This window comes from Paracoccus caeni, from assembly GCF_016629665.1.
In the GTDB taxonomy this organism is placed as follows: domain Bacteria; phylum Pseudomonadota; class Alphaproteobacteria; order Rhodobacterales; family Rhodobacteraceae; genus Paracoccus; species Paracoccus caeni.
Genome location: NZ_JAEPRQ010000007.1, coordinates 66,047 through 76,792, shown reverse-complemented (window position 1 = coordinate 76,792; position 10,746 = coordinate 66,047). Strand labels below are relative to the sequence as shown.

Annotated in this window: 10 protein-coding genes; 4 read left to right on the top strand and 6 right to left on the bottom strand. The window is 61.1% G+C overall.

Features of this window, described 5'->3' with window-relative positions:
* Positions 1-63 precede the first annotated feature (63 nt).
* The 4 genes from JJJ17_RS16090 to JJJ17_RS16075 all read left to right on the top strand — a co-directional run bounded on the left by JJJ17_RS16090 (position 64) and on the right by JJJ17_RS16075 (position 3,528).
* Complete coding sequence (locus tag JJJ17_RS16090) at positions 64-957, top strand: LysR family transcriptional regulator (protein ID WP_200688215.1); 894 nt, start codon at positions 64-66, stop codon at positions 955-957.
* Positions 958-1,057: 100 nt separating this feature from the next.
* On the top strand, positions 1,058-2,644 hold the full coding sequence (locus tag JJJ17_RS16085; RefSeq protein ID WP_200688214.1) for an IucA/IucC family protein: 1,587 nt from the start codon (positions 1,058-1,060) through the stop codon (positions 2,642-2,644).
* Positions 2,645-2,718: 74 nt separating this feature from the next.
* Positions 2,719-3,255 carry a gluconokinase gene (locus tag JJJ17_RS16080; protein WP_234464154.1) on the top strand — a complete coding sequence of 179 codons (537 nt, stop codon included), beginning with the start codon at positions 2,719-2,721 and terminating at the stop codon, positions 3,253-3,255.
* A gap of 117 nt (positions 3,256-3,372) precedes the next feature.
* Positions 3,373-3,528: a hypothetical protein gene (locus JJJ17_RS16075; RefSeq protein WP_200688213.1), complete on the top strand. Its 156-nt coding sequence runs from the start codon at positions 3,373-3,375 to the stop codon at positions 3,526-3,528.
* A gap of 90 nt (positions 3,529-3,618) precedes the next feature.
* Here JJJ17_RS16075 and JJJ17_RS16070 read toward each other — a convergent pair whose 3' ends face one another.
* The 6 genes from JJJ17_RS16070 to JJJ17_RS16045 form a co-directional block, all read right to left on the bottom strand.
* A complete protein-coding gene (locus JJJ17_RS16070; protein ID WP_200688211.1) occupies positions 3,619-4,707 on the bottom strand; it encodes a DUF475 domain-containing protein in 1,089 nt (362 codons plus the stop codon).
* A gap of 427 nt (positions 4,708-5,134) precedes the next feature.
* Entirely contained in the window at positions 5,135-6,100 is a 966-nt protein-coding gene (locus JJJ17_RS16065) for a Bug family tripartite tricarboxylate transporter substrate binding protein (protein ID WP_234464153.1), read from the bottom strand.
* Between the two features lie 84 nt (positions 6,101-6,184).
* Positions 6,185-7,696 carry a tripartite tricarboxylate transporter permease gene (locus JJJ17_RS16060; protein ID WP_200688209.1) on the bottom strand — a complete coding sequence of 504 codons (1,512 nt, stop codon included), beginning with the start codon at positions 7,694-7,696 and terminating at the stop codon, positions 6,185-6,187.
* A 9-nt stretch (positions 7,697-7,705) separates the two neighbouring features.
* The gene (locus tag JJJ17_RS16055) at positions 7,706-8,128 is read right to left on the bottom strand and encodes a tripartite tricarboxylate transporter TctB family protein (RefSeq protein WP_234464152.1); all 423 of its coding nucleotides are present in this window, start codon (positions 8,126-8,128) and stop codon (positions 7,706-7,708) included.
* Between the two features lie 104 nt (positions 8,129-8,232).
* Positions 8,233-9,207 carry a tripartite tricarboxylate transporter substrate binding protein BugD gene (locus JJJ17_RS16050; protein ID WP_200688205.1) on the bottom strand — a complete coding sequence of 325 codons (975 nt, stop codon included), beginning with the start codon at positions 9,205-9,207 and terminating at the stop codon, positions 8,233-8,235.
* A gap of 195 nt (positions 9,208-9,402) precedes the next feature.
* A complete protein-coding gene (locus JJJ17_RS16045) occupies positions 9,403-10,746 on the bottom strand; it encodes a sigma-54-dependent transcriptional regulator (protein ID WP_200688203.1) in 1,344 nt (447 codons plus the stop codon).

Below are 10,746 nucleotides of genomic sequence, written 5' to 3'. Positions count from 1 at the left end.
TAGCATCGGTTTCAGTTTCCGGTAAACCGAAAAGAATGGCAAAGTTGTTTCAGGATTTTTGAAATGCATCCGAACCTCATCGACCACCTGACGACCTTCTGCGCCATCGTCGATCACGGCAGTCTGACGGCTGCGTCGAAGGAATTGCGCCGCCCGATTTCCTCGCTCAGCTACTCTCTGACGCAGCTTGAGACACAGTGCGGATTTGCCCTTTTGGGGCGTGGTCAGAACCGCTCTGAATTGACCGAGCAGGGCCGGGCATTGCTGGCCGAGGCGCGCAGCGTCGTTGAGGGCGCGCGCGGTTTTTCATCCCATGCGGCATCATTAGAAAAAGGCGAGGAAACGCGCCTAAGACTATTAGTTGACGTTCTTTTTTCGAGATCTGGCCTGAACGATGCTCTGCATCTTTTCTCCGAAAGACACCCGCAAGCGCGCATCCAGTTTTTCAATTCGTCACTGGCAACGCTGTGGGATGATCTGCGCGAAAGCAGCATCGATATGGCGCTGACTCTGGCCGCTGCGATCCCCTCCGATATTGCCGCGCGCGACCTTGGCACCGATCTTCTGGGGCCGGTCTGTTCGGCGGATCACCGGCTGGCAAAACTGCCGCAGCCGCTGCCGGTCAGGGCCTTCGCGAGAGAGCGGCAAATCTACTATGTCGGCTCGCCCAAAATCGACATGGAGCGAGTAGGGCGGACCTTTTCGACCGATGTGTGGACGGTAAACGATGTCGAATCGATCAAAAGCATGGTGGTCGGCGGCCTTGGCTGGTGCTTTTCGGCGACTCGGACCTTTGAGGATGAGATCCGGCGTGGTGAGGTCGTGCGCCTAACCTGTCAGGACATGCAGATGCATCCGGTCCGCACGGTGGTCATGGCATGGCCCGCGCATCGCCTTCCCGGCCCGATGGGCCGTCACCTGATCGAATGCCTGACAGAGGTGATGGACGCGCCGTAACGATTGTTGACTATTTTAGTAAAATTTACTATCCGCCCGATGCGAGCCGTGGCCAGCCCCATCTGACACCGCGATCAGTGATCGCTACCGGGGCACAGCCATGTCGTTCAGCAGATCAGCCACCGATATCGGCGATGTCGCCGACCATGAAACCTTGCGGGCCTTGCTGACCTGTCTGATCCGCGAACTGCCCCTGCCGTCATGCCCGACGGGTTGGCGCATCCCTCTGCGTCATGGCGAAGTTGAAATCCGCGCGGCCTCGGGCAGCTTGACCGGATTGCCCGAGATCGCTGGCATCTTTCTTCATCGGGGCGGGCAGGTCTCGGCGATCCGCAGCGGCGAAGCGCTGGCGCTGCTTCTTGATCTGATCGAGCGGCAGCGCAGGGCCGAGGGCAAGGTGTTGGCTCGCCGCATCCGGTTCAGCCGCGAGCGCTTGTTTGGTTTGATGGCTGTGCGGATGACGCAGCCGCCTGCTGAGCCTGATTTTCTGGCGGCTGAGCAGGCTCTGCTTGCCCATGCCCCGCACCCGGCGGCACAGCTTCTGACCGGCATGTCGATGCCTGAAGAGCGGATGATGAGCGCGGATTGGCAAGGCGCGTTACGGCTGCATGCGCTGTCTGTCGCATCCGATCTGGTCGAGGCGACGGCGGATGATCTGCCAGCGCGCCTTCCGGGAATGGACATTGAAGCGGGGGCCGGGCGCCATATTCTGCCGGTTCATCCGCTGGCCTGGGATCGGGCGCGCCGACAGCCGGGCATTGCATCGCTGGTCGAAACAGGTGCCATCATCGATCTGGGTCCAACGGGTCCGGGTTGGTGGGTGACCGGGACGAACGCAACTCTTTGGCGGCATGACAGCCCTTTTCAGATTACCGCTTCGCTGCCCATCGCTACGGCCAGCGGTGTGCATCGGTTCGGGCGCGAGGATATGCAGCGTCAACATGCGCTGACCCGGCATGTCGCCGCTCTGGCGGGCCGAGTTGGTGCGATGAGGCTGATCGCCGACCGGCACTGGATGGCGCTTAGTCCGCCCGATAGCAGCGATTGCGAGTTGGGCCTGATCCTGCGCGACAATCCTTGGCGCGTACAGAGCGGGGTCTTTATGTCGGTGTCCGGCCTGATCGCGCCGCCTTTGCCCGGCCAGCCGTCTTTGTTGGTGCGGGTGATGACGGGCATCGATGCGGAAAGCTGGTTCCGCGCGTTTATGGATTGCAGCATCAGCCCGGTTCTGCGGCTTTATGATGAGACAGGGATCGGCATCGCGGCCGACCGTCACAACGCCGTGCTGGACCTGACGCATGGGCTGCCCACGCATATTGACCTGCGCGGGGATGCCGAGATTGGCCTTTCGCCCGGGGGAAGTCCTGCGCTTCCCGATGCGATCCGGTCGCAGGCCCAGATCGATGCCTCGCTGACCGAAACCCTGCTTGCCGATCAGGTCTTCGGTATGATTCATAGGCTAGCACTGGACGGATTGCTGTCGGAAGGCCGATCGCTGACCCTGCTATCGCGGCACCTTGCGGGGATTGGCGAACGCCTGCTGGGTCGGGGCGGGCAGCTTGCGCAACGCTGGATCACCGACACTCGCATCCCGATCCGACGACTGTTGCCAGTGACCGCTGGTGCGCCAGCCGCCAGCATCGCCAATCCACTGCAGCAGCTCACGCTCAACGCATTCGCCGCCTGATTGCGAACCACGCGCGGGAGAGGCTTGATCGTGCCGTGCCGCGCCTTTACCTTCGCGCAAAAGCGGGGGAGCAAATGAGCAATACAACGTCAGACATATCCGCCGCACATCTTTGCGTGATGGTAATGGGGCCAAGCGGGGTTGGCAAAACCAGCATCGCCGTCGGGCTGGCCGAGGCGATTGGTGCGACCTTTATCGAGGGCGACGACTATCATCCGCCCGAGAATCGTGCCGCCATGGCGTCGGGGCATCCTCTGACCGACGAAATGCGCTGGCCGTGGCTCGAAGCGCTTTCCGTTGCCGTCCGCGATTCGATCGCGACGCAGCGGACTGTATTTGCCTGCTCTGCGCTGAAACGCAGCTATCGCGATCTGTTGCGTGACCGGATCGGTGGCCTTGATCTGGTTTACCTCCATGCCCCGGCAGAGCTTATCCTTGAGCGGATGAAGGCGCGGGTCCATTTCATGCCGCCAGAATTGCTGCAATCGCAGCTTGATACGCTTGAGGTGCCGACGCCTGATGAAGAGCCGATCACGCTGGATATGACATTGTCCATCGAAGGCGCGGTCAATCAGGGGCTGGACCAGCTTAGGGCCAGACACGGGCTTTGACCGACTGCCGTGTCATGCGTGGGCGGCATGGCGGGTTTGATCAAATGCTGCATTGCGGCATCGGGGGAAACCGCCCATCTATCTGTCATCGAAACAGAAAACCGATAGGTAGATCAAATGAACCGCCCCGCCAACTTCTTCGCCAAAGCTCTTGAGATGCTGCAGGCTATTCGCGAAGTGGCAGCCTCGGTTGAAGGCCACCGCGCTCCCTCGACGCGCAGCCTGAATATCCTTGGCATTCCCGAGAAACAATTCCGCGCGATCAAGCACTGATCGCGACTGTGCCGCAGGGCTGATCCGTCAGTCACCCGGCAGATGTTTACCCGCGCCGCTCCATCTGGGAACGGCGCGGGTTTTGTTTTGTCAGTGCGACTGATTGTCCGCCGCGACGGCGTTGCGGTTGGCGCGGATCGAGGACCACAGCGACAGACCGATCAGGCAGGCACCGCCAAGGCCGGTGATGACCTCTGGCACGTGAACCATCGACTGCGCAAACATCACGACCGACAGTGCGATGATGGCGTAGAAGGCACCGTGCTCCAGATATTTGTAGTGGGTCAGAGTGCCTTTTTCGACCAGCATGATGGTCATCGAACGCACATACATCGCGCCGATGCCAAGACCGATGGCGATGATGAACAGGTTCTGCGTCAGGGCGAAGGCACCGATCACGCCATCGAAGCTGAACGAGGCATCCAGAACTTCCAGATACAGGAACGCGCCCAGACCGCCACGGGCGGCGGCGCTCATGGTTTCTTGGGTGCTGTCGAGGAAGCCGCCAAGGACTTCGACCAGCAGGAAGGTCAGCAGACCCCAGATGGCCGCGCGGAAGAAGATTTGCGACTCGGCCGGCTCAAGGAAGCGGCTGAAGGCCAGAATGATCGACAGAACCACCGCAACTTCGATTCCGCGGATGCTGGCGTGACGGGCCAGATGGCTTTCCAGCCATTTCACCCAGTGCACGTCTTTTTCGTGGTCGAAGAAGAAGGACAGGCCGACCATCATCAGGAAGGCGCCACCAAAGGCTGCGATGGGCAGGTGGGCGTCATGCATGATCTCGGAATAGCGCTCGGGCTGCGCGGCGGCCATGACGACTGCGTCCCACGGACCGATCTTGGCGGCGACCACCACGATCAGCAGCGGGAACACGATCCGCATGCCGAAAACCGCGATCAGGATGCCCCAGGTCAGAAAGCGGCGCTGCCAGACCGGCTGCATGTCCTTCAGCTTGTTCGCATTGACGATGGCGTTGTCGAAGGACAGCGAGATTTCCAGAACGGCAAGCACGAGACAGATGAAGAAGATGCCCAGCGTCCCGGCGACGGTTCCGGTCATCTGCCAGCCAAGCCATGCGCCCAAAACCAGACCAAGGAAGGTGACGATAAAGGCCCAGCGGAAATACCGCAGCGTTGAGGTCGCGGGAGCGCCCGAAGAGGTTACGTGATTGCTCATGATTATGATACTGATCCGGCGGCTGACAACATTCCGACGCCGACATCACGAATGCGCCGCCACATTCGCCAGAGGGTCCCGACCGTCGCTGTTCATCCCGGATCCCGGGCCTAGTAGGGGATTGTAACAATTTGTCGCAGGTCGATCAAGAAGTCGTGTTGTCAATGAATGCCGCAAGAGCCATTGGAAACGCAGGATTTTGCCGATGGAACACATTGATATAGCGTCAAATAGCGGGGGGACGCAGCAGGACGGCGATTTGCCGCGCAATTTTCTTTCGCGTCACCCGCTCTGCATATGCTTGGGGCGGCAAACCCCGAATCCGTCAATAAGACTGCCCGATCAAAGCAGGCAGCTGCGGGCGGGAAAATGATAAAGGCCCCGCTATTCGCGGGGCCAAACTTGTTACAAAAAATGGGATGAACGATCAGTCGAGCGAGACATTCGCCTCGGTCACGACGGGCTCCCATTTGGCCATCTCGGCGCTGACATGTTCTGCCAGTTCCTCGGGGGTCGAGCCTACGATCTGCGCTGAAAATTCGGCCATACGCTCGATAACAGCCGGGTCCTGCATTGCGGCCACGGCGGCCTCGTTCAGGCGTGCGACCACTTCCGGCGGTGTCCCTGCCGGCGCGAAGAGCGCGTTCCAGGTGTAGGTCTCATAGCCCGGCAGCGTCTCGGCGATGGCCGGAACGTCAGGAAACGACGGCGCACGTTCAGCCGTGGTCACGCCCAATGCGCGCAGCTGCCCGCTTTGGATATGGCCCGAAGCCGAGGGCAGGTTGTCGAAGATCACCGGAACCTGATTGCCCAGAACGTCGGTCAGCGCCGGACCCGATCCTTTGTAGGGGATATGGGTGATCTCGGTCCCAGCCATCGAGTTGAACAGCGCGCCCGACAGATGCAGCGGCGTGCCATTGCCCGACGAGGCATAGGCCAGCGACGGATCGGACTTGGCCAGATCGATCAGTTCCTGCACGGTGTTCACCGGCAGTTCCGGGTTCACCGCCAGCACGTTCGGTACCAGCACCAGAAGTGAGATCGGGGCGAAATCCTCGACCGGATCATAGGGCTTCTGCTTCAGGATCAGCGGGTTCAGCGCGTGGGTCGCAACGGTGCCCATCAGGATGGTGTAACCATCGGGATCCGCCTGTGCGACCTGTCCTGCGCCAAGGCTGCCGCCTGCGCCACCCACGTTCTGCACGATGATCTGCTGACCCAGGTTCTCACCCATCTTGTCGGCGACGATCCTGCCAACCACGTCGGTCGAGCCGCCTGCCGCGAACGGGATGACCAGTGTTACCTGACGATCGGGAAATTCGGCCAGCGCAGCACCGGCGACGCCGACAGCCAGCGCCATTCCCAGGGCGACGCGGCGGGTAAACGAATACATGATGTTCTCTCCTCCAGAATACTTTTGCGTTCGTCCTGAAAGGGGCAAGTCATCGCCCCTTCCTTTTTCATACTGCTCGTAAGGTCAGCCTTCGCTTTCGACGAAAACTTCGTCGCGGCTTTTCCGGATTGCGGGCAGGAAGACCACGATCAGCACCGCCAGAGACATCAGCAGCAAGGTGAGGCTGATCGGGCGGGTGACGAACGTCGTCGGATCACCGCGCGACAGGATCATGGCGCGACGCAGGTTCTCTTCCAGCAGCGGACCAAGAACGAAGCCCAGCAGAAGCGGTGCGGGTTCGAACCGCAGCTTGTACATCACGTAGCCAAGGAACCCGAAGAACGCGACCGCATAGAGGTCATAGACGTTCGAGTTGACCGAATAGACCCCGATCGAACACATCGCCATGATGATCGGGAACAGGATGTAGTAGGGAACCGTCAGCAGCCGGACCCAAAGGCCGATCAGCGGAAGGTTCAGGACCACCAGCATCAGGTTGCCGATCCACATCGAGGCGATGATGCCCCAGAACAGGTCAGGCTGCTCGCTGACCACGTTCGGGCCGGGAACGATGCCCTGAATTATCATCGCGCCGATCATCAGCGCCATCACCGGGTTCGCCGGAATGCCCAGCGTCAGAAGCGGGATGAACGAGGTCTGCGCGCCTGCGTTATTCGCGCTTTCCGGCCCGGCAACGCCTGCGATAGCACCCTTGCCGAACTCTTCGGGGTGTTTCGACAGTTTCTTCTCGACCGTATAGGAGGCGAAGGATGCAAGGATCGCGCCGCCACCCGGCAGGATGCCCAGAAGCGAGCCCAGACCGGTTCCGCGCAGGACCGGGCCGACCATGTCGCGGAAATCCTTGCGCGTCGGCATGAGGTTGGTGACGTTCTTCGTCATCACCTCGCGCTCGCCACCTTCGTCCTCAAGGTTGCGCAGGATCTCGGCGATACCGAAGACCCCGACGGCAAGAGCGACAAAGTTCAGGCCGTCCGCATAGTTGGTGATGCCCATCGTGAAGCGTGGCGCGCCGGTATAGATGTCGGTGCCGACGCAGCCCAGAAGCAGCCCCAGAACGACCATCGCCATCGCCTTCACGATCGATCCATGCGCAAGCACGATAGACATGACGAGGCCTAACACCATCAGCGAGAAATATTCGGCAGAGCCGAATTTCAGGGCGATGGCGGTCAACGGCGGGGCGAAGATAGCAACCAGCAGGGTCGAGACCGAACCCGCGAAGAACGAACCAAGCGCCGCCACGGCCAGGGCGACACCGGCGCGACCCTTGCGGGCCATCTGGTAGCCGTCAAGCGCGGTGACTGCGGACGAGCTTTCGCCCGGCAGGTTCAGCAGGATCGCCGTGGTCGAGCCGCCATATTGCGCACCGTAGTAGATCCCGGCGAGCATGATCAGCGACGAGACGGGCTCAAGCTGAAAGGTGATCGGCAGCAGCATGGCGATGGTCGCCGTGGCACCGATGCCCGGCAGAACGCCGATCAGCGTGCCAAGCAAGGCGCCGATCAGACAGAACATCAGGTTCTCAAGCGACGTGGCGACCGAGAAGCCGAGTGCGAGATTGGATAAAAGTTCCATGTCGGCTCCTTAGAACTGCGGCAGCCAGGGACCGAACCGCCGGAACGGAAGGCCAAGGCCGTAGCTGAAGATCAGCGTCGATGCGATGGTGACGATCACCGCAAGGATCAGCGCCGTCAGCGGCTTCATCTTGATCGAAGCGCCGGCCGCGATCAGCGCGGTGAAAAACAGCGCCGGCACGAAGCCCAGCCCCTTCACCGTCAGGCCGAAGAAGACCGGCGCCGGCAGGATCAACAGCATGCCCCGCCAGGCGATCGGGCCGATCGGCTCACCCGCTTTGGTCTTGAAGGCGCTTATCAGCACCGCCACACCAAGGATCAGCAGCAGGATGGTCAGCATCATGGGGAAGTAGCCGGGCCCCATACGAAGCGAGGTGCCGATCTCCAGCCCCATTGTCTGCAGGCCGAAGAAGGCTCCGATCGCGAGCAGCAAAACCCCCGCGACCACATTGGTTGTATCGATATTGCGCGTTGCCATGAGGCCCCCCCAATCGTGTAGAAGCCCCGGCACCTTCGCGCCGGGGCAGGTTCCTCGGATCAGTCGGCGTAAACGCCTGCTGCCTCGATGACGGGTTTCCAGCGGGCGATTTCGGATTCGAGCTTCTCTTTCAGCGCAGCCGGGGTCGCCTCTTCAGCCGAAGACGGCGCGGTGCCCAGATCGGCCATGGCTTTGGCAACGCCCTCATCAGCCAGCGCGAATTGCAGCGCTTTCGACAGACGCTCGTTGATTTCAGCCGGGGTGCCCTTGGGCGAATAGATGCCGTGCCAGATGCCGACTTCGAAATCAGGCAGGCCGCCTTCCTGTGCGGTCGGAACGTCCGGGAAGATGTCCAGACGCTCGCCCGAGGTCACGGCGTAGGCTTTGATCGTGCCGCCTTTGATCTGCTGGGTGGTGTTGGTGGTCTGGTCGCACATGATATCAACCTGACCGCCCAGAAGATCGGTCATCGCGGGGCCGGTGCCTTTATACGGCACAGTCACCAGCGAAGTGTCGATTGCCGACATGAACAGCATGCCGCAGAGATGCGAGGCCGCGCCGATCCCGGCATTCGCCATGGTCACGGTGTCTGCATTGGCCTTCACATATTCGATGAAGGCGGGGAAGTCGGCTGGCTCGAAGTCCTGACGGGACACGATGACCATCGGAACGTCGGTGACAAGGCCGACATATTCGAACGCCTCAAGCGTGTCATAGGCGAGGTTGCGATACAGCGTGTCCGCGGTTGCCATGCCGATATGGTGCAGAAGCAGCGTATATCCATCAGGGTCGGCCTTGGCGACCTGACCGGCGCCCAGAGTGCCGCCCGCGCCGCCGACGTTCTCGACGATGATCTGTTGGCCCAAATCTTCGGACATCCGCTCTGCGACCAGACGCGCGACGGTATCGGTCGGTCCACCGGCAGCGAACGGCACCACCATGGAGATTTGACGATCCGGATAGTCCTGCGCGAATGCGGGCGCGGCAAGAATGATTGCGGCGCAGGCTGCGCCGACGAATTTCGACAAAGACATGGTTCCTCCCGGTCTTCTGATTTTTTGGAGCCGCGTCGTCCCCCTTCGCGGCGTGCGACAACTTTGCGCGAGCAAGTGCATTCCGCAAAGAATACTGTCAGGAAAATATGCAGTTTTGGCACGTTGACGCCGAAAACGGGTGGATTCGGGAACATCTCGCGTCTGTGATGGGTGGAAATCCACCCATCGACGGTATCACCCTGTCATATCTTCGGAATTTTCCACAATCAGACGGCGATCTATCCCGTGTTTTTGCATCTTCTCGTAGAGCGTCTTCCGCGAGATACCCAGCATTTCGTAAACCGGCTTCAGCCTTCCGCCATGCGCGGCAATGGCGCCAGAGATCAGGCTGCGTTCGAAATCCGCGACGCGATCTGCCAGACGGGTGCCTGTCGAATCGTCCAGTTCGCGCGCTTCCAGCCCCAGAACGAATCGTTCGCTGAGATTTCGCAGCTCGCGCATATTGCCGGGCCAGTCGCGCCCCGAAAGTGAGCTGAGATAGCTCGGCGGCACCTCGCGTTCGGAGACGCCGTGACGGGCGGCGGATTCGCGGACGAGATGCAGGAACAGCAGCGGAATATCCTCGCGCCGCGTCGCCAGCGCCGGGATATGCAGCATCGCCACATTCAGCCGCCAATAAAGATCCTCGCGGAACGTGCCTGCTTCGACGGCAAGGGCAAGATCGGTCTTCGAGGTCGCGATGAAGCGCACGTCAAGCTGCACCGGATCGTTGGAGCCAAGCCGGAAGATAACACGCTCGTGCAGCACATGCAGCAGCTTCGCCTGCAGTTCCAGCGGCATCGACCCGATTTCGTCAAGCAGTACGGTGCCTCCGCGCGCATGTTCGAACTTGCCATAGCGTGGGCGCAGCGCGCCGGGAAAGGCACCTGCCTCATGACCGAACAATTCGCTTTCGATCAGCGATTCCGGCAATGCGGCGCAGTTGATGGCGATGAAGGGCTTGCCTGCGCGTGGCGACATGTCGTGCAGCGCGCGGGCCGCGACCTCTTTCCCGGCTCCGGTCGGGCCGATGATCAGCGTGTCCGCATCCGAGGGACCGATGGCGCGCAAACGGTAGCGCAGATCGACCATTACCTGTGTCCGTCCCGGCAGCCGCGCCTCGATATCGTCATGCTTGCCTGCGACCGCGCGCAGCCTGCGGTTCTCGATCACCAATCCCCGATGCTCGATTGCCCGACGCAGCACATTCGCGAGATCCTGCACCACGAAGGGCTTTTCAATGAAATCATAGGCGCCATTTCGCATCGCCTGAACGGCCAGCGGCACCTCGGCATGGCCGGTCACCAGGACCACCGGAATATCCGCATCGACCTCGTGCAATCGGTTCAGCAGCGTCATCCCGTCCATGCCGGGCATACGGATATCGCTGACGACGGCACCGGGAAAGGCGGGGGTCGCCAGCGCCAGTGCTTCCTCGCCCGTCTGGACCGGCTCGACAGTGAAACCGGCAAGCTCCAGGGCCTGCGCGGTCGAAGAGCGCATCTGTTCATCATCATCGACCAGCAGAACCCGCGACAT